The 22919-nt window shown below is 40.3% G+C and carries 24 protein-coding genes; 18 read left to right on the plus strand and 6 right to left on the minus strand.

All coding sequences use genetic code 11. The features are described 5' to 3' along the window. Nucleotides 1-296 precede the first annotated feature (296 nt). Nucleotides 297-485: a YjzD family protein gene (locus tag D0463_RS12280; RefSeq protein WP_117307687.1), complete on the minus strand. Its 189-nt coding sequence runs from the start codon at nt 483-485 to the stop codon at nt 297-299. Between the two features lie 244 nt (nt 486-729). Between D0463_RS12280 and D0463_RS12285 the strand changes: the two genes are divergently transcribed. From D0463_RS12285 to D0463_RS12300, 4 genes are all read left to right on the plus strand, one after another. Beyond that, entirely contained in the window at nt 730-1455 is a 726-nt protein-coding gene (locus tag D0463_RS12285) for a hydrolase (protein WP_117307688.1), read from the plus strand. Between the two features lie 82 nt (nt 1456-1537). After that, complete coding sequence (locus D0463_RS12290) at nt 1538-2341, plus strand: hypothetical protein (protein WP_117307689.1); 804 nt, start codon at nt 1538-1540, stop codon at nt 2339-2341. 161 nt (nt 2342-2502) lie between these two features. Next, complete coding sequence (locus D0463_RS12295; protein WP_117307690.1) at nt 2503-3456, plus strand: BMP family ABC transporter substrate-binding protein; 954 nt, start codon at nt 2503-2505, stop codon at nt 3454-3456. Nucleotides 3457-3475: 19 nt separating this feature from the next. Beyond that, nucleotides 3476-3661 (plus strand): ComZ family protein, encoded by a 186-nt coding sequence (locus D0463_RS12300; RefSeq protein ID WP_117307691.1) that lies wholly within the window; start codon nt 3476-3478, stop codon nt 3659-3661. A gap of 129 nt (nt 3662-3790) precedes the next feature. On the opposite strand, the gene D0463_RS12305 is transcribed toward D0463_RS12300, so the two are convergent. Further along, nucleotides 3791-4012, minus strand: a complete 222-nt coding sequence (locus tag D0463_RS12305) for a hypothetical protein (protein ID WP_117307692.1) — start codon at nt 4010-4012, stop codon at nt 3791-3793. Between the two features lie 204 nt (nt 4013-4216). On the opposite strand from D0463_RS12305, the gene D0463_RS12310 reads away from it, so the two are divergent. Both D0463_RS12310 and fabF read left to right on the plus strand, forming a co-directional pair. Then, nucleotides 4217-5149 (plus strand): beta-ketoacyl-ACP synthase III, encoded by a 933-nt coding sequence (locus tag D0463_RS12310; RefSeq protein ID WP_117307693.1) that lies wholly within the window; start codon nt 4217-4219, stop codon nt 5147-5149. Nucleotides 5150-5323: 174 nt separating this feature from the next. Further along, a complete protein-coding gene (gene fabF, locus D0463_RS12315) occupies nt 5324-6562 on the plus strand; it encodes a beta-ketoacyl-ACP synthase II (RefSeq protein WP_117307694.1) in 1239 nt (412 codons plus the stop codon). Nucleotides 6563-6668: 106 nt separating this feature from the next. On the opposite strand, the gene D0463_RS20125 is transcribed toward fabF, so the two are convergent. Beyond that, the gene (locus tag D0463_RS20125) at nt 6669-6791 is read right to left on the minus strand and encodes a hypothetical protein (protein ID WP_290369216.1); all 123 of its coding nucleotides are present in this window, start codon (nt 6789-6791) and stop codon (nt 6669-6671) included. 214 nt (nt 6792-7005) lie between these two features. Between D0463_RS20125 and D0463_RS12320 the strand changes: the two genes are divergently transcribed. Next, nucleotides 7006-7773 carry a DUF2268 domain-containing putative Zn-dependent protease gene (locus D0463_RS12320; RefSeq protein ID WP_117307695.1) on the plus strand — a complete coding sequence of 256 codons (768 nt, stop codon included), beginning with the start codon at nt 7006-7008 and terminating at the stop codon, nt 7771-7773. Between the two features lie 155 nt (nt 7774-7928). Further along, nucleotides 7929-8684, plus strand: a complete 756-nt coding sequence (locus tag D0463_RS12325) for a YjbA family protein (protein WP_117307696.1) — start codon at nt 7929-7931, stop codon at nt 8682-8684. 129 nt (nt 8685-8813) lie between these two features. On the opposite strand, the gene trpS is transcribed toward D0463_RS12325, so the two are convergent. After that, nucleotides 8814-9800: a tryptophan--tRNA ligase gene (gene trpS / locus D0463_RS12330; protein WP_117307697.1), complete on the minus strand. Its 987-nt coding sequence runs from the start codon at nt 9798-9800 to the stop codon at nt 8814-8816. A gap of 112 nt (nt 9801-9912) precedes the next feature. Next, nucleotides 9913-10257: a DUF3899 domain-containing protein gene (locus D0463_RS12335; RefSeq protein WP_117307698.1), complete on the minus strand. Its 345-nt coding sequence runs from the start codon at nt 10255-10257 to the stop codon at nt 9913-9915. A gap of 366 nt (nt 10258-10623) precedes the next feature. Between D0463_RS12335 and D0463_RS12340 the strand changes: the two genes are divergently transcribed. From D0463_RS12340 to D0463_RS12365, 6 genes are all read left to right on the plus strand, one after another. Next, nucleotides 10624-12330, plus strand: a complete 1707-nt coding sequence (locus D0463_RS12340) for a peptide ABC transporter substrate-binding protein (RefSeq protein WP_117307699.1) — start codon at nt 10624-10626, stop codon at nt 12328-12330. Nucleotides 12331-12480: 150 nt separating this feature from the next. Then, nucleotides 12481-13410: an oligopeptide ABC transporter permease gene (opp3b, locus tag D0463_RS12345; RefSeq protein WP_117307700.1), complete on the plus strand. Its 930-nt coding sequence runs from the start codon at nt 12481-12483 to the stop codon at nt 13408-13410. Then, nucleotides 13410-14444 (plus strand): oligopeptide ABC transporter permease, encoded by a 1035-nt coding sequence (gene opp3C, locus D0463_RS12350; RefSeq protein ID WP_117307701.1) that lies wholly within the window; start codon nt 13410-13412, stop codon nt 14442-14444. Before opp3b ends, opp3C begins: the two co-directional genes overlap by 1 nt. Before the next feature lie 17 nt (nt 14445-14461). Continuing rightward, nucleotides 14462-15505: an ABC transporter ATP-binding protein gene (locus D0463_RS12355; protein ID WP_117307702.1), complete on the plus strand. Its 1044-nt coding sequence runs from the start codon at nt 14462-14464 to the stop codon at nt 15503-15505. Then, a complete protein-coding gene (locus D0463_RS12360; RefSeq protein WP_117307703.1) occupies nt 15505-16446 on the plus strand; it encodes an ABC transporter ATP-binding protein in 942 nt (313 codons plus the stop codon). The genes D0463_RS12355 and D0463_RS12360 overlap by 1 nt, the downstream gene beginning before the upstream one ends. Before the next feature lie 421 nt (nt 16447-16867). Next, nucleotides 16868-18073 (plus strand): putative glycoside hydrolase, encoded by a 1206-nt coding sequence (locus D0463_RS12365; RefSeq protein ID WP_117307704.1) that lies wholly within the window; start codon nt 16868-16870, stop codon nt 18071-18073. A 123-nt stretch (nt 18074-18196) separates the two neighbouring features. Here the strand turns inward: D0463_RS12365 and D0463_RS12370 are convergent, their stop codons facing one another. Then, on the minus strand, nt 18197-18385 hold the full coding sequence (locus tag D0463_RS12370; RefSeq protein WP_117307705.1) for a hypothetical protein: 189 nt from the start codon (nt 18383-18385) through the stop codon (nt 18197-18199). Nucleotides 18386-18520: 135 nt separating this feature from the next. Between D0463_RS12370 and D0463_RS12375 the strand changes: the two genes are divergently transcribed. The 4 genes from D0463_RS12375 to cls all read left to right on the plus strand — a co-directional run bounded on the left by D0463_RS12375 (nt 18521) and on the right by cls (nt 22819). After that, nucleotides 18521-19096 (plus strand): GNAT family N-acetyltransferase, encoded by a 576-nt coding sequence (locus D0463_RS12375; RefSeq protein ID WP_117307706.1) that lies wholly within the window; start codon nt 18521-18523, stop codon nt 19094-19096. Nucleotides 19097-19606: 510 nt separating this feature from the next. Beyond that, entirely contained in the window at nt 19607-20002 is a 396-nt protein-coding gene (gene spxA, locus D0463_RS12380) for a transcriptional regulator SpxA (RefSeq protein ID WP_117307707.1), read from the plus strand. Nucleotides 20003-20480: 478 nt separating this feature from the next. Beyond that, the gene (gene mecA, locus D0463_RS12385; protein ID WP_117307708.1) at nt 20481-21152 is read left to right on the plus strand and encodes an adaptor protein MecA; all 672 of its coding nucleotides are present in this window, start codon (nt 20481-20483) and stop codon (nt 21150-21152) included. 158 nt (nt 21153-21310) lie between these two features. Continuing rightward, nucleotides 21311-22819, plus strand: coding sequence for a cardiolipin synthase (gene cls / locus D0463_RS12390; protein WP_117307709.1), 1509 nt, complete (start codon nt 21311-21313; stop codon nt 22817-22819). Nucleotides 22820-22919 lie beyond the last annotated feature (100 nt).

Genomic DNA, 22919 nt, shown 5'->3' on the forward strand with positions numbered 1-22919 from the left:
AGTTCCTAAAGTAAAACAGTGGTTTGGCATTAGAGGAACCTCGGCTAAAATCTGCCACATCGTGTGGCAAACGCCGACGCCAGCACATCCTGTGCAAGTCCGAGGGGCTGGGCGCTGGCCGACTAAGATCGCCACGTCCTGTGGCGACGTCGGCACTAGTAGGTCCTGTAGCCGAGCCTTACAAGGCGGAGACTAGGCGTAGTTGTGCTTAGGCACAGAGCAACGTATATAATTTGCTTTACCAAAAAGGACATCCCAAACATTTGGGATGTCCTTTACTCACTAAGAAAGTGGCATTAATGATGTGTTTTTTCAATCGGATCATTCGGAAGCAAGGCAGGTACAATCATGATTAAAATGGTTGCCCCGACCGCTAAAATCGTGGCTGTTGTAAAATCGTATGAAACCCCGATCATATTGGAAACCACATAAGTAAGCATATGAACTAATATCATCGTCCAGAAAAACGTCATAAAGTATCGCATTGAATTCACCTCGTTCCACTACAATCGTTGTTTATTTTACCACACCTAGTTTACTTATAGCATTTATTTTAAATAAATTATTTGAAAAAATCTAGACAATTGCTCCTATAGAATATTATAAATGAGTTAAGCAATTTTCAAAATGAAGCCGGAAATAGGCGTTATATGATAGGCATATAAACTTTCTGAATTCCTCGCCAAACATATAGTAATACAGGTAATTTCCCAAAAAGGAGCAGTACTTATGGAACAGCGAACATTTCAAAGTGAAGGCCAATGGAATATCGTCTATTACCCGGTGAAGCCCAGCGGTTTTTCGGTGCTTATCATTGGAGACCAAAACCATTTTGTTGAGGAAGAAAACAGTTATTGGCTCCAGCATCCGGGAAGATTACAGATTTTAGACCGTTTAAAAGAATGTGGCTATATGGTTTTCTCGTCCAATTTTTACAAAAGCGGATGGGGGAGCCAAAAGGCTGTTGAATTGGCGAAAAAAATATATTTTATCATGATGAAGAATGAAATATTGAATAGTAAAATTCATATCTTGGCTGAAGGGACGGGGGCTCTTACCGCAGTGAAGCTGATGGATAACATGAAGGAGCATATCAGATCGGTTGTTCTAATTAACCCTTGTTTATCATTAAAAGCGCATTTAAAGAAAGAAAAGGAAAATAAATTTTTTTATAAAACGCAGCTTAAAGAAATTTCAAGAGCGTACGGTATGAAAGAAGAGAGGTGCGAGCAGTTCATCATATCTTCTGAGGAGACATGGCCAAATAAAGAAATTCCCTTGAAAATCATTCAGGTCGTCGAAAGCATGGAAAAGGGTCAGACGGATTTATACAGAAGGCTTGAGCAGCAATCCGAAAGAGCAGAAACAGATATCACGTATTTGCTACCGGAAAAGAGATACAAAATTCCTTTGCAAATTCAACAATTCTTTAAGAAATATGAATCTTCTTTATGATAAAAGATATATTTACATGATTGCCTGCATACGATACAGCATGCGTACGGCAGTATAACAAACATGGTCGGGGGGCTTAATCATGGAATTATCCATTGTTTTAGGAGCCTATCAGTTTATCGGGTTTCATGTGTGCAAGCATTTGCTGGATCAGGGCATTGAGGTGCTTGGTGTCGATTGGACCGAGGATCCAGACTCTGATCCTATAATAGAAGAAAAGCAATTGGAGATAGGGAGAAATTCCAATTTTACTTATCTGCCGTTAAATCAATTGCAAGCTAATGAAGGAACAAGTAAGACAACTCTCTTTATCTGCTGGTATGATGTGATCAAAGCCAGAATTAGTATGGATGAGGGTGTGAAAAACACGATTCCAATTTTGATGAACAAGTTCCAAGAAAGGGCTGAAAGGCCACGCATTGTTTTGTTATATCCGCTTGGCATCGCGGATGAAGAACAAATCTGTCCAGCGGATCAAATCATTTATCTTCCAACCATCTATGGACCATGGCAACATGAAAACATGGTATTCGAGCAAGGAATACGAAGCAATAGTACAGCAAAATTAAAATCAGCCATTGAAGATGAATATACGCTTGACGCGATATATATAAAAGACCTCCTCGATTCTTTCGAAAACATGCTCAGTCAATCTGAAAAGAAGATCATAGTGCGCAGTTCCGCAGCAGATCAATGGGCTCTCGCAGCGAGGGAGCTATTTGACACCCCTGTGATTGATGATGTGGCTCCTGGACAGGTTGGGACGAAAGAGACGGCAGGTTATGTGTACGAAGTAAATAATAATATTACACCTAAGCAAGGAATAGAACGGCAAAGGCAGCATCATAAACGCCAGGAGCTTCTTAGACGATGGAAGAGCCGCTAAACATAATCCTTTTCATTTAATTCTCGAAAAAGTAAAATGAAAGAGGACATAATTACCAGGTAGTTCGCACTAGCCCGAATACTTTATAAACATTTATCTATGAAAGATAGCTATTTTCTATGTTCAGGAGTGTTTGCTGTTACTTTAAGGAGTTGCATATGATGGTTAAGAAAATAGGTATCATCTTTTATATTTTCATACTGCTTTTGGCCGGGTGTGATCAACTAATGGGCGCGGGAAATCTAAAAAAAGTCGGACTGCTTGTTCCTGAAACGATAAACGATCAAGTATGGGGAACAAAGGGCTATAAAGGATTATTGAATATACAGTCGCGTTTTGATGTCGAAGTCTATTACAAAGAAAGCATGAATTCTAAGCTCATTGTTGAGCAAGCGGTAAAGGATTTTCACGAAAAGGGCATAAACCTAATTATTGGTCATGGCAGTGATTTTGCAGATTATTTTAATGAGATAGCTAAGGATTATGAGGATATCCATTTTGTAAGTTTTAACGGAGATGCTGGCGAACCCAATACAACGAGTCTGAAATTCAAAGCACATGCCATGGGTTTTTTTGGTGGAATGGTAGCTGCAGAAATGTCCAAAACAAACAAGGTCGGAGTCCTTGCTGCATTTGACTGGCAGCCTGAAGTTAAAGGTTTTATAGAGGGAGCGAAACATCAGAAAAGAGATATTGAAGTGGATACTCAGTATGTCGGTGACTGGGATTCTGAGGAGAAGGCGTTAATCTTGTTTGATGAAATGACGGCTGGTGGAGCGGATGTTTTGTATCCCGCGGGAGACGGGTATAATGTACCTGTAATCGAAAACATTAAAGAAAAGGGGTTATATGCCATCGGTTATGTATCGGATCAATCAGATTTAGGAGAGTCCACAGTCCTGACGAGCACGATCCAGCATGTAGATGTGCTATATGAACTCGCAGCCGAGAGGTTTAATGAAGGGGAACTCAAATCAGGTAATTTATATTTTGATTTCCAAGACCAAGTCATTACGATGGGGAAATACAGCCCGCTCGTAGATAAAGATTTTAAACGGGAAGTGGATGAACATATCCAGGACTATATCGAAACCGGCAAACTGCCAAACGAATAATATATGAGGAGCAGATAAGATGGAGCAGGATAAGAATATGGAATTCATGGCAATTGCTATGAAATATTTTCCAGAAGCAAAAGCGAAATTAGAAGCGGCAGGCATTTCATTTTCAATGGAGATGGCAGAGCCCTTCATGGACTTATTCCAAAAAGTAATGTACGAAGCCTACGAACTAGGCAAAAAGGAAGCGCAAGAAAGTTAAAGAATCTCGTGATTCGTGAGCCTTTAAGGCGGCGATGAGGAGTAGTCGTAAAAGAAAGTTATCTTTTTCTTTCGGCCAATGAAAAAAGCTGGCTTAGCATGATGAAGCCAGCTTTTTTCTATGTCTGGATTATCTGTCCTTGGTTAGCCATTTGGCCAGCAATGGGTTGAGTTTGGATAGGCCGGGTTTAATTTGATCGTAGACATTCATTAGGACATCGATATTTTCCATGAGTTTTTCATAATCGATATTGCTTGTTTCGGTTTCAAGAATTGATTCCTCTTCTTCCTTTGCTTCCGCTCTTCTTCCGAACATCAGTTGTGTAAACCGGTCTCCGTTTCTCTGTTCCACTCGTCACATGCACCACCTTAGCTTTCCGCTTCCTTTGTCTAATCTACTGTATGAATGCAAAGCATTCCTTGGATAGGCCCTTGTCTTTCTCGGAAGAAATAATTGTTTTCTATTGCAAGATGGAGAAGTTTTCTATAAAATTAGTACCAGGTAATAATAATTGATAATAATTACAAATGAAAATAAAAATAAAGGGGTGTCCATATGAATGCTGGCATTTTAGGAATTGGCCGCTACTTACCTGAAAAGATTTTAACTAACCTCGATTTGGAAAAAATAGTCGATACTTCTGATGAATGGATCAGGACGAGAACGGGAATTGAAGAAAGAAGAATAGCAAGTGATGATATCGATACATCTGACATGGCTTACGCGGCGGCGCTAAAAGCCATTCAGGAATCAGGAATTTCAGCAGAGGATATTGACTTGATTTTAGTGGCTACGGTTACTCCGGATCAGCCGTTTCCCTCTGTTTCCTGTATGCTTCAAGAAAAATTGGGCGCAAAAAAAGCTGCCGCCATGGACATTAGTGCAGCATGTGCCGGATTCATGTACGGGATGGTAACCGCGGGTCAATTTATCCAAACAGGAGCTTATAAGCATGTATTAATAGTAGGAGTGGAAAAACTCTCCAAGGTTACAAACTGGGAGGATCGCAATACAGCCGTACTTTTCGGTGATGGGGCAGGAGCAGCGGTTATGGGCCCGGTTTCCGATGGCCGGGGGATTCTTTCCTTCGAATTAGGGGCAGATGGTACAGGAGGCAAACATTTATATCAGGACGAACACATTATCATGAACGGTCGCGAAGTGTTTAAATTCGCGGTGCGCCAAATGGGGGAATCCAGTGTCAATGTCCTCGAGAAAGCCGGTCTGTCAAGGGAAGATGTCGATTTACTCATCCCGCATCAGGCGAACATTCGGATTATGGAGGCCGCTAGGGAACGACTAAACCTCCCCATTGAAAAAATGTCAAATACAGTTCATAAATACGGTAATACCTCTGCATCTTCCATCCCGATTGCAATGGTTGAGGAATTGGAAGCAGGAAAAATTAAGGATGACGACGTATTAGTTATGGTCGGTTTTGGCGGAGGCCTAACCTGGGGAGCGATTGCGCTTCGCTGGGGAAGATAATCATAATAAGAGGAATTATTCATTCTGTAAGGAAAGAAAACGCGCTGATAAGTAACGAATATTAGGTGTAGTTGCACTTATGCAGGAAGAAGAGTTTAACATTCCTATCCGCGAAAGTTAAACGTTAATCACACGAATGTCGTTGATTGCATTTTGAAAGGAGAATTATTTTCTATGAATAAACGCCGGGTAGTTGTAACAGGAATCGGATCAGTCACTCCATTAGGAAATGATGCAGAAACAACATGGTCGAATATTCTCGCCGGTAAGTCAGGAATCGGACCGTTAACTCGCTTGAATGCGGATGAATATCCCGCCAAGGTGGCAGCGGAGGTAAAAGATTTTAGCATTGAAGAATATATAGACCGGAAAGATGCCAGAAAGATGGATCGCTTTACACATTATGCAATCGCGGCTTCTATGATGGCGGTCAAAAACGCAAAGCTTGAAATCACTGAGGAAAACGCGCCGAGGGTAGGCGTGTGGATCGGTTCGGGGATTGGCGGGATGGAAACATTCGAAACCCAGCATGAAACGTTTTTAAACAGAGGGTATAAAAGGGTCAGCCCCTTCTTCGTACCAATGATGATTCCAGATATGGCTGCCGGCCAGGTTTCAATCATGCTTGGTGCCAGAGGAGTGAACTCCTGTACAGTAACAGCCTGTGCTTCCGGTACGAATTCGATTGGTGACGCGTTCAAAGTCATCCAACGAGGCGATGCGGATGCCATGATAACCGGCGGAACCGAGGCCCCCATCACATCCATGGCGGTGGCAGGTTTCTGTGCCAATACTGCATTATCGACTAATCCTGATCCGCAGACGGCAAGCCGTCCTTTCGACTTAAACAGAGATGGTTTTGTGATTGGAGAAGGAGCGGGGATCATCGTGCTTGAAGACTTGGAGCATGCGTTAAACCGCGGCGCCGATATTATTTGTGAAATCGTCGGCTACGGATCTACAGGTGATGCTTATCATATTACCGCCCCGGCACCTGAAGGAGAAGGCGGAGCGCGTGCGATGAAAATGGCGATTAACGATGCCGGCCTCAGCCCGGAGGATATTCAATATGTGAATGCCCATGGAACAAGCACCGCTTATAATGATAAATATGAAACGATAGCCGTGAAAGAAGTGTTTGGCGAACATGCCTATAAGCTTGCTATGAGTTCGACTAAATCGATGACAGGCCATTTGCTTGGAGCAGCTGGGGGAGTGGAGGCTGTTTTCACCATCCAGTCCATCCGTGACGGAGTGATGCCGCCAACGATGAATTTGAAAACGGCTGACCCCGATTGTGATTTGGATTATGTACCAAATGAAGGAAGAAAAGCTGAGATAAAGGCGGCAATGAGCAATTCTCTTGGCTTTGGCGGGCATAATGCAACGATTGTGTTCAAAAAATACGAATAATGTGACTTCCGGTGCATCCGATTTTGACGGTGCACCTTTTTATGTTCAAATATCAGAACCATAAGAAAAGGCAGCAGTTAGCGAGACTGCTGCCTTTCTTAATAAGTTAATTTTTCCGGGATTGAGTATTAAACGATTGAAACTGGCTCATTAACTTTTGTCGGTTTTTCTTGTCCTTTAAAAAATATGCGGCTCCAACTGCCAATCCGCCCATAAGCAATTTTCTCATCGTTATACCTCCTTATAAATTAGCATATAAAGATTACTTCCCTTGATGAAGTACAGATAAACGACTATATTAAAGGAACTTTTATCCAAATGCCAAACAGCAACTCAGCATCAGTTATTTAGGTTCCCCTCCTGAGGTTATTTCAATTCGGCAGCCGTCCCGCACTGGTTGCGGTTGCATAGTATGTTGTAAAAGAAAAAATTGGAGTGAGGGGATGGCGGTCATTAATACAAGGGAATGGTTGGAGAACGATTTGGCCAATCCTATAGAAATGCTAAGAAAATGTGAGGAGACTTATACGAAAACCGAATTGGAACAGTATTACGAATACTTGAAGAGATTCGGTATGTATACACCTTCTGCTAAAATACGACAAGATCTTGATCGCTTAATTGACAAAGATATCTGGGGGAAAACCAAAGAAATCTTTTCAAAATATAGAGCCTTATGGAAGGGTACAGATATTCCAGTTTATATTTTTCCCTATAAAGGGTCCGGTCGTTTGCTTCGCACGAAGGATAATAAATCTGGTTTGGCTTTTAAAGACAGACTGTTTCTTTTTATACATTCCACCATTAGCGATAAAGAGCTTGAAGCGGTTTTTGTGCATGAATATCACCATGTATGCCGGCTTAACTTACTGAAGAAGTCACCTGCGAAGTATACCTTGCTCGACTCCATCATTATGGAGGGATTGGCTGAATATGCCGTTTCAAAGCATGTAGGCAAGGATTATTTGGCGAAGTGGACGTCTTTATATGAAGAAAGCGAAATACTTAATTATTACGTGCGTCATTTAAAGCAACGACTTCAAACTAAACGTTCTGATGAGCTTCATGATCAATTGTTGCTCGGGATGAAGCCTTATCCAACCATGCTTGGTTATTGTGCAGGATATTACATGGTAAAGAAAGCTGGATTAATTCCTATTAAAAAATCTTTTACAATTTCCTCTGAAGTATTTCTGAAAAAAATGGAGTAAGCCTTATCGAAAAATCGGTAAGGCTTACACAAAAAAAGGTCACATATATTAGTTATTGGTATTTTTATCCCATCCATATGCAATACAGGAATAATTTCTCTAAGCTCTGCCTATACTGATGGACAAATAGATTTATGTAAGCGAGGGGTTAGATGATGTTATATCTTCACGATGTATGGGTGAATTGGTTTGAAGGGGAAGAAAACGGCTATAACATTTGCCATTTCCATGAATGGAGAAAAGATGACGGCATTGAACTGTTAGATCAAGTACCGTTATTTAAAATTTCGGCCCCGTTATTCAACTACATAGAAAATGATTTATCGGAGTTGCCTCAAGCACTGTTGAATGATGTCTATCAAAAAGCGTATTCAAGAAAAAACCACGAGAGAGTTCAATTGGATTACTGCTTTGTCGTAACGGATGGTTCCGGAATCCTTGCGGTGGATACAATCGGTTACCATATCCCGATTCGAAAAAGCAGACTGATCCCCAGACAGGAACAGATTGTATATGATATGGTCGATAATCATCCGGTGATGGAATTCATGTTTACAGAATCAGAGTCAACGGCTAAGGAGCATCATATTTTATCTCCTGACCCGGCTTTCATGAACGGATTGACAAGAAGGGAACGCCAGCTTAAGCAGCTTTTGTTCATGGCGCTCGACCAGCTTTTCACAGCTAACAATACGGCGGAAATTCGCTATTGGTACACGGAATGGGCTCCAGAAAAATATGAATATATTCACGCATTGGAATTCGAAGACGCATGGCATGAACTATATGAAAAAATTCAAGAAGGTTGGTCGGACAAGCATTCGATCCTCTGTGAAAACTTGGTTAAAGGGCAACCATTTTTTGAAAAGCTGTGGGAAATGGAGATAGGTGACAGCCCGTCCATGACATAATAAATGCAAGCGAGGAACGTCGACTAACACTTGCAACGGTCCTGTATCGACATCGGCGCAAGATACCAGTCATATTGAAATTGATATACTTTCTTTAATGAAAAAACGGGATCCGCAATGGTCCCGTTTTTAGCGTTTTCTTCCCAGCCCGATGCTATTATACATTTTGCGAAGCATCTTATTCGCGACCGCATTCGCTTTTTCTGCGCCCTGATCCAAAATATCATCAAGCTCTTTTGATTCCAATAACTCATAATATCTTTGCTGAATCGGCTTGATTTCTTCTAAGACAACCCCGGCTAACCCAGATTTGAATTCACCGTAGCCCTTTCCTTCATACATCGCTTCGATTTCCTGGACGCTCTTCTTGCTGAAAATAGAATAGATGGACAGAAGGTTGGAAACCCCGGGCTTATTTTCTTTGTCATATTTGACAATCCCCTCTGAGTCCGTCACGGCGCTCTTGATTTTCTTCTCAATCTGTTTAGGATCATCCAGGAGAGTAATCGTTGCTTTTTTGTTCGGATCGGATTTACTCATCTTTTTCTCCGGCTCCTGCAGGGACATAATCCGTGCGCCAACCTTTGGAAGGCTGATTTCGGGAACCGTGAAAATCTCGTTATACCTTTTATTAAACCGTTCTGCCAAATCTCTAGTAAGTTCGATATGCTGCTTTTGGTCGTCACCAACAGGCACAACGTCTGTGTCATATAGAAGGATATCAGCGGCCATCAGCGGCGGATAGGTGAGAAGTCCAGACGATACGCCTTCTTTACCGGCGGATTTATCCTTAAACTGGGTCATCCTTTCGAGCTCTCCGATATAGGCGTTACACTGCATGATCCACCCTGCCTGTGCATGCGCTGGGACTTCTGATTGAATGAAAATCGTATTTTTTTCGGGATCGATTCCGATTGCGACATAAAGCGCGGCAAGGCTTTTGATATTCTTTCTCAGCTCCAGGCGATCCTGGGGAACTGTAATGGCATGCTGATCCACAATACAGAAAAAACACTCGTATTCCTGCTGCAGGTCGATAAATTGTTTCATGGCTCCGAGATAATTTCCCAATGTAACGGAACCTGTAGGCTGAATGCCTGAAAAAATCCTTTTCACGTACCAAGTCACTCCTTAACCCTTTTTCATAATTTTATTTTTGTTAAATTTTATGGAATAAACCCATTATAACTTTAAGCCTAACTATAAGCATAAACATTTTTCCAAGAAATCATAAGTAATAGATAAATAAAGCTCCAAGTACGAATAACAACAGAATGAAGCCAACTCCGACCAAGGAGTTATAAGGGAAGGAAACCAACTCTGAAAGCGGAGTTTTTTTCTCCTTTTTCTCCCGGCTTTCGCTTGATTCCAATACAGTCCGAAAACTGTAGAAAATAGCATCAAAAAAGCCTCTTTGAACAACCATCGTGAAAAGAGAGATCATAAGCAGCCCGGCTGCGATATAAAAAGTGATGTTGATAAAATAAAGCAGCGTAATTTCTCCATGAGAGATAAAGGATATTGAAAAAACAAATCCAAGGATGATTGCAGTCCACATAAAGATTTTTTTCATGATAAGACCTCACTTGCTATTTATGTAAGAAGTAGTATATCAAAAAGGGGGAAAAAGATATATCTTGAATAACTACTAGTTATTCTAAGATAATGATTTCCTTATATTATTCACGCTAAAAGATAATATAACGAAAAACGACAAACTTTGGCAATGAATTAAACCAAACATTTTTAGTTTAATTTGCTGGTTTAAAGTGCTAAAATGTTAAGAAATATTAACGAAATGTAAAAAACAAGAGCTCGAATGTCCTATTTCCATAATTTTCGGTAAACTTTTTTGAAAAAACTTATATACAAAATTCTAAAAACTTGTATATAATAATCTTTGTAAGAATTTTTAATAAAAAAAAGGGGTGTCTCGAATTTGAAAAAGTCAAAATTTTCTTTGCTTTTGATTCTTACACTTGTTTTCAGTTTAATCTTAGCTGCATGTAGCGGTGGAGATAACGAAACAGGTGGCGAGAATGACGGAGGCAAAGACGATGGCAAAGCTAAAGTTGCAGCTACTCAGGAATTGAAGATTCTTGATTCTTCAGAAATTCCAACAATGGACACAGCATTGGCTGAAGGTTCAACAAGCTTTGACTATATCAATAACGTAGGTGAAGGCTTATACCGTCTGGACTTGAAAAATAAGCCGGTTCCAGCAATGGCTGAAGGTGAGCCTGAAATGAATGAAGACAAAACTGTCTTTACTTTCAAGCTTAGAGATGCTAAATGGTCAAACGGAGATCCTGTTACTGCTCATGATTTCGTATTTGCATGGCAGAGAGCGATCGACCCTAAGACTGCTTCTTCATACGGACCGTACATGATGGGCGGAAAGATCAAAGGCGCTCAAGAAATCACGGATGCTGCAGCGGCTAAAAAGTCTTACGACGTTAAGTCATTAGGCGTAGTAGCTAAAGATGACAAGACATTGGAAGTTACTTTAGATAAGCCTATCCCATATTGGGAAGATTTATTTGCTTTCCCGACTTTCTACCCACAACAAGAGAAGTTTGTAACTGAAAAAGGGAAAGATTATGCAAGCAATAAGGACAACTTATTATACAATGGACCATTTGTAATGACTAAATGGGATGGACCTACTGGTACTGAGTGGGTTCTTGAAAAGAACGACAACTATTGGGACAAAGATAACGTAAAACTTACAAAACTTACTTTTAACGTAGTTAAAGACTCTAATGCTCAAGCTACTGCTTTCGAAGCTGGTGAGGTAGATAGAACATGGAAGCTTTCTTCTGACCTTGTACCTCAATACGAAGGCGATGAGCGCTTGGTTAATGAATTAGAAAAAACGACTTTTTGGTTGAAAATGAACCAGAAAAATAATGAGGCACTACAGAATGTAAACATCCGCCGTGCAATCGCACAAGGATTTAACAAAGAAGATTTCGTTAACAGCATTCTAAACAATGGTTCACTTGTAGCTAACGGTCAAATGCCTAAGGATTTCGTAACGGATCCTGCAAGCGGCAAAGACTGGCGTGAAGTGAACGGTGACTTAATCAAGTTCGACGCAGAAGCTGCTAAAGAATCTTGGGAAAAAGGCTTGAAAGAAATTGGCAAAAAAGAACTTACTATTCGTTACCTTGGTGGGGACACAGAAACTGCTAAGAAAACGTCTGAGTACATGAAAAACCAATTGGAAACCAACCTTCCAGGTTTGACAATAAAAGTTGAAAATGTTCCGTTCGCAGTTCGTCTTGAGCGCGATAATAGTCAAGATTATGATCTCCAGGAAGCTGGATGGGGCCCGGATTACCGTGACCCAATGTCCTTCTCTGACTTGTTCGTAACTGGCGGAGGAAGCAACAGAATGGATTATTCCAATAAGGAATATGATGCGTTGATCAAAAAGGCTCGTACTGAACTTGGTGACCAACCCGAAGAATACTACAAGACATTGTTAGAGGCTGAAAAAATCCTTATCGAGGAAGATGTTGCGGTCGCACCGATCTATCAGCGTAACTCTGCAACGCTTACAGCAACAAAGATTAAGGACATCGCGGCTTACGATTACGGTCCAGACTATTCTTACAAATGGGCTTATGTAGTCGAAGAATAAAAAATAATGGCAGATTTTCGTTTCTAAATATATAATATTTTAGAAGTTGAAAAGAGAGTATATTTCATAGATATACTCTCTTTTTCCCTGTAGTAGAATTATTCGGACTAAAGGGAAAATTAAAATTTTTCGCAATAGGAGGTGCACAAAATGGCTAAATACATGGCTAAACGGGTTTTATATATGATCATTACATTGTTTATCATCGCTTCTGCAACTTTCTTTCTGATGAAGCTCATCCCAGGATCCCCATTTGCCAATGCTAATAAATTAACCCCTGCACAGCTGGAAATCATGAACGAAAATTACGGCCTTAATCAGCCAGTGCCGGTTCAATATGCCAAATACATGGGTAATCTCGTGCAAGGGGATCTCGGTATTGCCTTCCAATTTGGGAATACCCCAGTTAGTGATTTGCTTGTCAGCAGATTAGGACCTTCCTTGCAGCTTGGTTTGCAAGCTATGATCTTAGGTGCAATTGTAGGAATATTATTAGGAGTCATAGCGGCTTTAAAGCAGAATACATGGATTGATTACGGAGCCACATTCGTAGCCGTAATCGGGAAAGCCATCCCTAGCTTCGTTTTTGCCGGTTTGCTACAATATTTCATTGCCTTTAAATTAGGCTGGTTTCCGGTTATTTTCTGGAAGGGACCGGAATATACCGTACTTCCAACAATCGCCCTTTCGATGTTTTCACTTGCAACATCAGCCCGATTTATGAGGACTGAAATGATTGAAATATTAAGTTCGGATTATATTACGCTGGCAAAAGCAAAAGGTGCAAGCTTTTTTGAAATTGCTTTTAAGCATGCGTTACGAAATGCTTTGATACCAGTTATAACAGTGCTTGGACCTTTAACGGCTGCATTGATGACCGGGTCTTTAGTTGTAGAAGAGATTTTCGGTATCCCTGGAATTGGGGAACAAATGGTTAAGTCAATTGCGGTTAATGATTATAATGTTATTATGGGTACCAATCTGGTATATGCTACTTTATTTGTTGTAATCGTTTTGATTGTGGACATATTGTATGGTGTCATTGATCCACGAATTCGAGTTGTGGGAGGGAAGAAATAATGGCACAACTTAATGAAAAAATATCTCCTGAAAAATTCAAGCCGGCCATTATTGATTCCGCGAAGAGTGAAGAAATTAACAAGCCTAGCTTAAGTTTCTGGAAAGATTCTTGGTTGCGCGTCCGTAAAAATAAAGCTGCGGTAGCCAGCATGGTGATTATGATATTAATGATCATAATGGCATTTCTCGGCCCGGCTATCAGCGGCAAGGATGGTGCTGATCAAGAGGTTTCGCTAAATAATCTTCCGCCAAAAATCAAGGCACTGGAAAACGTTAGCTGGCTGCCTTTTGACGGAATGAAAACATTAAATAACGGTAAAGTAATCGATGCCTATGAACAAAAAAATGTTCCGGATGATTTATATTTTTGGTTTGGCACCGACGCACTGGGACGGGATTTATTTACCCGTGTCTGGGAAGGTACACAGGTTTCTTTAACCATCGCTTTACTGGCGGCTTTAATAGATTTGGTAATAGGGGTCGCTTATGGTGCAATCTCCGGATACTACGGCGGACGTACTGATAATGTCATGCAGCGGATTGCCGAGGTGTTAATGGGAATACCGAGCCTGGTTATCGTGATCCTCATGATTCTTGTTCTGGAACCGGGTATCGTTTCAATTGCTGTTGCCATGAGTGTTACCGGCTGGGTAACAATGTCGCGTGTAGTCCGCGGACAGGTTTTAAAATTGAAAGAACAGGAATTTGTACTCGCATCCCGAACATTGGGGAATTCCCATGCAAAAATCATTACTAAACATTTATTACCCAACCTGGCGGGTGTAATAATCATAAATACGATGTTTTCGATTCCGAATGCGATATTTTTTGAAGCATTTCTAAGCTTTATCGGATTAGGGCTTCAGCCGCCGGATGCTTCTCTTGGTACACTTATTGATGACGGGTTCAAAGTATTGCGCCTGCATCCGCACGAAATGATCATTCCTGCGATCGTGATCAGTATTATCATGGTATCATTCAATATGCTTGCTGATGGATTAAGGGATGCCCTCGATCCAAAAATGCGAGATTAAGAGGTAGGTGAAGATAATTGGAGAATATATTACAAGTTAAGGACTTAAATATCTCCTTTCACACTTTTGGTGGGGAAGTTCAAGCAATACGCGGTGTGGACTTTGAACTGAAAAAAGGAGAAACGTTAGCGATCGTTGGTGAATCGGGTTCTGGTAAATCAGTAACAACCAAGTCGATTATGAGGCTTTTGCCTCCTGGAAATTCAGAAATTAAAAATGGCGAGATTTTATTTGATGGAAAAGACCTCACAAATCTATCTGACAGACAGATGCAAAAAATTCGCGGCAAAGACATTTCGATGATATTCCAGGATCCTATGACATCCTTGAATCCTACTATTAAAATAGGAAAACAAATCATGGAGCCGATCATTAAGCATCAAAATGCAAGCAAAGCAGCCGCAAAGGAAAGAGCAATGGACTTGCTACGCCTCGTAGGAATTCCGCAGCCTGAAAGTCGCTTTGAGCAATATCCGCACCAGTTTTCCGGCGGGATGAGACAAAGGGTTGTTATTGCGATTGCATTGGCTTGTAATCCGAAAATATTGATTGCAGACGAGCCGACGACGGCACTTGATGTAACCATCCAGGCACAAATTTTGGAATTGATGAAGGATTTACAGAAAAAGATTGATACATCCATCATCTTCATTACCCATGACCTTGGAGTTGTGGCGAATGTTGCTGATCGAGTTGCCGTGATGTATGGCGGGAAAATCGTTGAAGTCGGTACGGTTGATGAAGTATTCTACAATCCTAAGCATCCTTATACATGGGGATTGATCAGTTCTATGCCAAGCCTGGACTCAAAGGATGAAGAACTTTACGCGATTCCAGGAACGCCTCCAAACTTGCTTAATCCTCCAAAAGGTGATGCATTTGCTCCGCGAAATGAATACGCGATGCAAATTGATTTAGAGGAACAGCCTCCGATGTTCAAGGTTTCAGACACCCATTATGCAGCAACGTGGCTTTTGCATCCGGACGCCCCGAAGGTTGAACCGCCTGAAGCTGTTAAGAGACGGATGAAGAAGTTCCTTGCAGATCAGGAGGGAATATGATGGAACAACGTGAAAAATTAGTAGAAATACGGAATTTAAAACAGTATTTTAATGTTGGCAAACCAAACATGGTTAAGGCTGTTGACGATATTTCTTTTGATATTTATAAAGGAGAAACACTCGGTCTTGTTGGTGAGTCCGGCTGCGGAAAGTCCACCACCGGACGAACGATCATTCGTCTTTATGATGCTACAGATGGTGAAGTCATTTTTGACGGCGTCGATGTGCATGGAAAGAAATCGAAAAAAGAGCTGAAGGCTTTCAACCGTAATATGCAAATGATTTTTCAGGATCCGTCGGCTTCTTTGAATTCGCGAATGAAGGTGTCTGATATCATCGCTGAAGGCATTGACATTCACGGTCTCGCTAAAACAAAAGAAGAACGGATGGAGATGGTCTACGACTTATTGGAAACAGTAGGTTTAAACCGTGAGCATGCGAACCGGTATCCGCATGAATTTTCCGGTGGCCAGCGCCAGCGTATTGGAATTGCGCGTGCATTGGCCGTTCAGCCAGAATTCATCATTGCTGACGAGCCCATTTCTGCTTTGGATGTATCCATCCAGGCACAGGTAGTCAATTTGATGAGAAACCTTCAAAAGGAAAAAGGACTAACATACTTGTTCATCGCCCATGATTTGTCGATGGTTAAGTATATCAGCGACCGGATCGGGGTTATGTATTTTGGTAAACTTGTAGAGCTGGCCCCGAGCGACGAGCTGTATAAAAATCCTATACATCCTTACACTCAATCACTGTTATCAGCCATTCCACTTCCGGATCCGGAAAGTGAAAGGACAAGAAAGCGGAAGGTATACAATCCCAATATTCATGATTATGCGGAAGGTGAAGATGTTAGAATGCGTGAAGTGAAGCCGGGGCATTTCGTATATTGTTCAGAAAAGGAATTTCAACAATACCAGGCAATACATGCTAATTAACTAATAACGACCTCTTATAGGGGTCGTTTTTTTATTGTTTAGGAAATTATAAATTGATTTTTTGTGTGGATAACTAATTTAGATGATCTATATCCAGCTCCAGCGCCTAGCCCCTCTCTGGTCTAGCCAATCATCCGATGGGGGCCCACAGGACGTGGGTCAGAACGACGAAGACATAACGATGTGGCGGTATTAGTCGTTCTTCCTTACGTACAAGGCGCTTGCTCTTTTGTTCTGCCAACACATAGATGTCCAAAGCCGTCTTGAGTTTTTTAAAACAAAATAGGAGTAAAACCTTTGATACGTGGTAAAGGGTGAATGATTGGCTATTACTAAGTGTTTCCTCAAAAAATAGCCTCCTTCTTATCGCCCGCTAGATTATAATAGATGATGGGACTACAAGTTTGAGAGGAGCGGCAACATGAATGTATTCAAGAAGTGGGCAATAACCGGCATTGCTATAGCAAGTGTATTTCCAGCATACGGATATTCGGTTCAAGCAGAGGAAACAAATACCGCTACAGAACATCATAAGTATCAAGTGGCACTATCAACAAAAAATATACCAGAGGGGATCCCGAGATTTGTCTATGATTCCGGTTTGACGTTTACATATCCGGATGCGGTACGCGGTATATATGTTACAGGACATTCAGCGGGAGGCGAAAATTTTAATAGACTTGTGCAATTGCTTGATAAGACCGATTTAAATTCTATGGTCATTGATATAAAGGATGACTGGGGAAATGTAACCTACCGGCCGGAAGATCCAAATTCTCCATATGCGGGAATTGGTAAGAACTACATAAAAAAGCCAGTTGAAATGCTTAAAGAACTGGAAAAGAAAGAAATCTACCCAATCGCGAGGATTGTTGTTTTTAAGGATTCCCTGTTACCGAAGGAAAGGCCTGAACTTTCTTATATGGACGGCAATGCAGTCTGGAAAAATGGAAGAGACGAGTCTTTCGTTAATCCATTTTTGAAGGAAGTATGGGATTATAATGTTGGAATAGCAATTGAGGCAGCAAAAATGGGTTTTCAGGAAATTCAATTCGACTATGTCCGCTTCCCCGAAGGTTTTGAAAAGCGGGATAGCACCCTGAAATATAGCATGGGTGAGTATGAGGACCTGAAGATGGACAATACCCAAAAAAGGGTACAAGCTGTGACGGACTTTGTCGCCTATGCACGTGAGAAATTACAGCCATACGGAGTAAAAGTGTCAGTAGACATTTTTGGGTATTCGGCAACTCTTCCGGAAGCACCGGGAATCGGGCAAAACTTTTCAAAAATATCCGAAAATGTGGATGTCATCTCTTCCATGATATATCCAAGCCATTGGACATCATATTTCGGCATTGCAAAACCTGACCTTGAACCATATAAAGTGGTTGCTGAATATGCAAAATTGGAGAATCAAAAATTGACTGAGCTAAAAACTCCCCCTATATCCAGACCGTGGCTGCAGGATTTCACTGCTTCCTACTTAGGTTCTGGAAATTACAAAAAATATGGAAAGGCTGAAGTCGAAGCTCAAATAAAAGCGTTGAAAGATAATGGAATCAATGAATATCTGCTTTGGAATGCAGGCAACCATTACACGCAGAATGTAGACTTTACGCCGTAGTATTCACCTAAAAAAAGGTACCCTATTTTTTTAGGCGATGCTCTAACAACATCGTCTAAAAATAGGGTATCCAATTTCGATTTGGTTGACTTTTCACTCAGATGATGTAAACTGCACAGTATGTTATTTTTTCTTTTTTCCGCCAACGTTTTTCCATCCTGATTGAATTCCAGCCGAATGGTCTGAAATATCAGAATGACGTTTCCCACCAAATAATTTTTCTCCGATGCCGTTCGTTAACACACCGTTTATTGCTGTAATACTGATGATGAGGACAGCAACCACTGTTAAATCGAATATATAACCGGCCATGGTAACCTCCCAATACGCTGTAGCCCTTGCACCTACAAGCGAATTTTTCATCCTTATCTGTATTTTAATTGATATGCAGCCGCTTTTAAAGTGAAATTTTTCCTTTTGGCCGGGTACAACGAGAGGAGCCCTATTATGAATTGGTATGAAAAGTTAAATCAATATTTTCCGGTTGAAGAAATGAAGTCCAAGAAGCATATGGAAACCCTTTTGAAAGAAAAGGGTGATATATACCATAAGGACGAAGGACCGAATCATGTGTTGATGTATGCAGAAGATGATCGCTTCGTCTTTGTGGACTACTTATTTGTTTCCGGAAATTCACGCGGTCAAGGTCTTGGGCAGAAACTAATAAACAAACTTAAAATGAAAGGAAAACCGATATTATTAGAGGTTGAACCTGCAACTGAACAGGATGCCGATACTAGAAAAAGGCTTCGTTTTTATAAACGGGAAGGTTTTAATCATGCTTCGTCGATTTCTTATAAACGCCGCTCTTTGGCCACCAATGAAATTAATGAAATGGAAATTCTTTTCTGGGCAAATGACTCTGTAGATGAAAAGCAAATATACGGTTGTATGAAAAAAACGTATGAACGAATACACACATATAAAGATAAATTTTTTTACGGCAAGAACTATCAACCTGTAGAAGAAGTATTAACACTAAATGACCGGAAAGATGAACACGATATATTAAAGGTCGTATAGGATTTAGGAGTGAAGAAAATTTTTTTCTTCGCTCTTTTTTTTACCATTAACCCTATTTTTTTCAAAAAGCAGGAACAAAGGACTATATTTTCTAGAATAAAAAGGATATATTTAATATCTGAAGAATTCTTTTTTTTAAAAAATATTTTATTTTTTGTTTAAATGACTCAGGAATGGGTAAATAAGAATAGGCATATTTATTAAATCAATGAATGTAAGTAAAATGTGAATGAAAAAACGGTTAATTGAGAATATAGACGGAATTTTTTCAATCAGAAACCAGTGGAAATGAATTCTTAATACAGCAACAAGATTGATTTATAAAGGGAAAAATCAAGAAATATTCAAGGTTTTTAACATTTTTAAAAAAAGGTATTCAATTTACTAGTTTTAGTGTATAATTATTTGTAGAGATTACTTATTTAAAGTTATTTTAATCTAGAGTGGAAAGTAAAGGTTGATTTCCCAGCATAGATCGTCGATTCTATATTTAGGGAGTGTGAATATTTCATGGTAACATTGTATACATCACCGAGCTGTACATCATGCCGGAAAGCAAAGGCTTGGTTGGAAGAGCATCATATTGAATACTCAGAAAGAAATATATTCTCTGAACCTTTATCCATTGATGAGATCAAAGAAATTCTCCGAATGACTGAAGATGGAACGGATGAGATTATTTCTACAAGGTCCAAAACCTTTCAAAAGCTTCATGTTAACTTAGAAGCTTTGCCTCTTCAAGAACTATATAAACTAATCAAAGATAATCCAGGCATGCTAAGAAGGCCGATTATCCTTGATGAAAAAAGGCTGCAGGTAGGTTATAACGAAGATGAAATTCGCCGATTCCTGCCACGCAAAGTCCGTACATTCCAGCTTAGAGAAGCGCAAAAAATGGTTAATTAAATGAATGTGTAAGGCCCTGTCAGGTTCTCCTGGCAGGGCTGTTTACTTTTTCTTCCCAGAAAGCTATGTTAAATAATATGGACTATAAAGCAAGGATTGACTCAGTTCAGCTTTACGGAAAAGACGATTGCAATCTTTGTTCAACAGTTCGCCTATAGAAACTACCTTTCGGGCCGATATATATATAAAGAAATACAGCTTTTTCCATTATTGATAAGAGGTCTCTTCATAGTTGCAGACTCGTGATTTTTTTTGTAAAATGAATGAAATATTAGGCAAACGATTGTTTTTAAAATGGGACATGTTTTTCATTTCCCTTATCGATGGTTTTGTCATAAAATAAAAGAAAAATAGAATATTTTTTCCCGAAAGGCTGTGATTACAAATCCGGCTTCATGGGTAAATATATTAGAAAGAGCTACTGTAAGCTCGGGGGTAATTATCCCTTCCAAACGTCAACAGAAGGGAGAGGACTATCATGGAAATAGAACGTATTAATGACGATACCGTAAAGTTTTACATTTCTTATATAGATATTGAAGAACGCGGCTTTGACCGAGAAGAAATCTGGTACAGCCGTGAGCGCAGTGAAGAGCTTTTCTGGGAAATGATGGACGAGGTCCATCAGGAAGAAGAATTCATGATTGAAGGCCCTTTATGGATTCAGGTTCAGGCGCTTGAAAAAGGTCTGGAGGTTCTCGTGACAAAAGCACAGTTAAGTAAAGATGGTCAAAAGCTGGAGTTGCCAATTTCGGAAGAAAAGCTGAAGGATCTGCCGGTGGATGAGAAGATCGAATCACTCCTGGATCAGCACTTTCATGGAAAACAACAGGAATCCAATCCGCTTCAATTCGAGGATGGCATTTTAGAATTTGTCACCGAGTTTGATGATTTCGATGATTTAATCGCGTTAAGCACGCGATATGGTCTAGATGAGCTAACCACTAAGCTGTTTGCCTACGGCAATAAATACTATTTGTACATTGAGTTCTCTGAAGAAGAAATTGATGAAGACGAAATAGATAACTTTTTAAGCATCCTTCTTGAATATAGTGAGGAATCTCCGACTACCGTTCATATGCTTGAAGAATATGGAAAAGTCGTAATGGAAAGCGATGTTTTTGAAACAGTAAATAAATATTTTGCATAATGACAGGCCGATTTCATACAGGAATCGGCTTTTTTATGATATAAAATTTTATATAAGAATTTTTTTTCGCTGAGGAATTGCTATTTTGACTAAAAGAATAGTAAGGGCTCATTAAGGGTATATACGTATGAGGATAGATGGATAGGCAGGTGGAATTGATGAAAACTGGAATTCGTGTATTGTTGCTGGTGATTATTTTAAGTGGTTTGTGGTTTTTATTTAGGGAAACATCGAGAGGAGACATTCTCGGTTTCTTCAGTATTATGCTTACATTATCACTAGTAATTATCGGGGTGATTATTTTCCTTGAAAACAGGCATCCGGCCCAAACGATTACTTGGCTGGTTGTGTTTGGCGCTTTCCCTTTATTTGGCTTCATTTTATATTTCCTCTTTGGCAGAAACTACAGGAAAGAGAAAATGTTTCGCAAAAAGTATTTCCTGGACAAGGAAGCGTATTTAAAAATCAATGGAGAGCCTGATGGCAATAACGAGAGAATGCTGGAGATGGGGGACCATCAGCAAAAGCTGTTCAAGCTTGCGCAGAGAATTGGCAACAGCCCGATTTCGTTTGGGACTGAAACGAAAATATTGACGAATGGCAACGAGACATTTTCTCATATTCTGGATGAGCTAAAAAAAGCAAATCATCATATACATATGGAGTATTACATTGTGCGCCATGATAATATCGGTATGGATATCAAGAAGGTGTTAATCGCCAAAGCGAAGCAAGGCGTAAAAGTGCGCTTTTTGTATGACTCAGTGGGATCATGGCAGCTTTCAAGGGAATATATTCAGGATCTAAAAAATGCAGGGGTCGAGATGGTCGAATTCGGCCCGGTAAGGCTTCCTTTCTTAAACAATAAATTTAATTTTAGGAACCATCGAAAAATAATTGTCATTGATGGATCTGTGGCGTTTATGGGCGGCTTGAACATAGGTGATGAATACTTGGGCCGCGATGAACACTTCGGGTTCTGGAGAGATACACATCTCATGCTGAAGGGGGAAGCCGTCCGGACTTTACAGCTCATCTTTTTACAGGATTGGTATTACAGCACCGATCACAGTTTCTTGACCGATGAATATTTATCACCGATCCCCATCGTTCATAATCATGGCGGGGTTCAAATGATTGCCGGAGGTCCGGACAATGAATGGACGGTGATTAAAAATATCTTTTTCTCAATGATTTCATCAGCAAAGGAATCAGTTTGGATCGCATCACCGTATTTCATCCCTGATGAAGATATTTTCCAGGCGCTGAAAATTGCCGCGCTTAGCGGCCTGGATGTAAGGCTCCTCGTTCCGAAAAATCCGGATAAACGAATTGTCTTTCATGCGTCACGTTCCTATTTTCCAGAATTGCTGGAAGCAGGTGTGAGGATATTCGAATATAAAAATGGCTTTATGCACAGCAAAATTGTCATTGTCGATAATGAATTGGGTTCGATCGGCACTTCTAATATGGACATGCGAAGCTTTCATCTGAATTTTGAAGTGAATGCGTTTTTATATAAAACAAGAAGCACTCAAAAGCTGGTGAATGATTATTTGCAAGACATTATGGAATCCAGGGAACTGCATCTCGAAACATTCTCAAAGCGAAATATCGGCTTAAAACTGATCGAATCGACATGCAGACTGTTGTCTCCGCTTTTATAACCATCTACGGACCTGAGAAATCAGGTCCTTTTTGATTTCTTTTCCGCAGAGTTTAAATATAATAAATGGGCAGAAGGTCGGGTTATCGAGTATGAGCAGA

The sequence above is a fragment of the Bacillus sp. V59.32b genome, from assembly GCF_003429085.1.
GTDB lineage: Bacteria > Bacillota > Bacilli > Bacillales > DSM-1321 > Peribacillus.

Bases quoted from the DNA above. Each gene is read 5' to 3' on its own strand.
- D0463_RS12280 (WP_117307687.1), bottom strand. From the start codon at position 485: ATGCGATACTTTATGACGTTTTTCTGGACGATGATATTAGTTCATATG.
- D0463_RS12285 (WP_117307688.1), top strand. From the start codon at position 730: ATGGAACAGCGAACATTTCAAAGTGAAGGCCAATGGAATATCGTCTAT.
- D0463_RS12290 (WP_117307689.1), top strand. From the start codon at position 1,538: ATGGAATTATCCATTGTTTTAGGAGCCTATCAGTTTATCGGGTTTCAT.
- D0463_RS12295 (WP_117307690.1), top strand. From the start codon at position 2,503: ATGGTTAAGAAAATAGGTATCATCTTTTATATTTTCATACTGCTTTTG.
- D0463_RS12300 (WP_117307691.1), top strand. From the start codon at position 3,476: ATGGAGCAGGATAAGAATATGGAATTCATGGCAATTGCTATGAAATAT.
- D0463_RS12310 (WP_117307693.1), top strand. From the start codon at position 4,217: ATGAATGCTGGCATTTTAGGAATTGGCCGCTACTTACCTGAAAAGATT.
- fabF (WP_117307694.1), top strand. From the start codon at position 5,324: ATGAATAAACGCCGGGTAGTTGTAACAGGAATCGGATCAGTCACTCCA.
- D0463_RS20125 (WP_290369216.1), bottom strand. From the start codon at position 6,791: ATGAGAAAATTGCTTATGGGCGGATTGGCAGTTGGAGCCGCATATTTT.
- D0463_RS12320 (WP_117307695.1), top strand. From the start codon at position 7,006: ATGGCGGTCATTAATACAAGGGAATGGTTGGAGAACGATTTGGCCAAT.
- D0463_RS12325 (WP_117307696.1), top strand. From the start codon at position 7,929: ATGTTATATCTTCACGATGTATGGGTGAATTGGTTTGAAGGGGAAGAA.
- D0463_RS12335 (WP_117307698.1), bottom strand. From the start codon at position 10,257: ATGAAAAAAATCTTTATGTGGACTGCAATCATCCTTGGATTTGTTTTT.
- opp3b (WP_117307700.1), top strand. From the start codon at position 12,481: ATGGCTAAATACATGGCTAAACGGGTTTTATATATGATCATTACATTG.
- opp3C (WP_117307701.1), top strand. From the start codon at position 13,410: ATGGCACAACTTAATGAAAAAATATCTCCTGAAAAATTCAAGCCGGCC.
- D0463_RS12360 (WP_117307703.1), top strand. From the start codon at position 15,505: ATGGAACAACGTGAAAAATTAGTAGAAATACGGAATTTAAAACAGTAT.
- D0463_RS12365 (WP_117307704.1), top strand. From the start codon at position 16,868: ATGAATGTATTCAAGAAGTGGGCAATAACCGGCATTGCTATAGCAAGT.
- D0463_RS12370 (WP_117307705.1), bottom strand. From the start codon at position 18,385: ATGGCCGGTTATATATTCGATTTAACAGTGGTTGCTGTCCTCATCATC.
- D0463_RS12375 (WP_117307706.1), top strand. From the start codon at position 18,521: ATGAATTGGTATGAAAAGTTAAATCAATATTTTCCGGTTGAAGAAATG.
- spxA (WP_117307707.1), top strand. From the start codon at position 19,607: ATGGTAACATTGTATACATCACCGAGCTGTACATCATGCCGGAAAGCA.
- mecA (WP_117307708.1), top strand. From the start codon at position 20,481: ATGGAAATAGAACGTATTAATGACGATACCGTAAAGTTTTACATTTCT.
- cls (WP_117307709.1), top strand. From the start codon at position 21,311: ATGAAAACTGGAATTCGTGTATTGTTGCTGGTGATTATTTTAAGTGGT.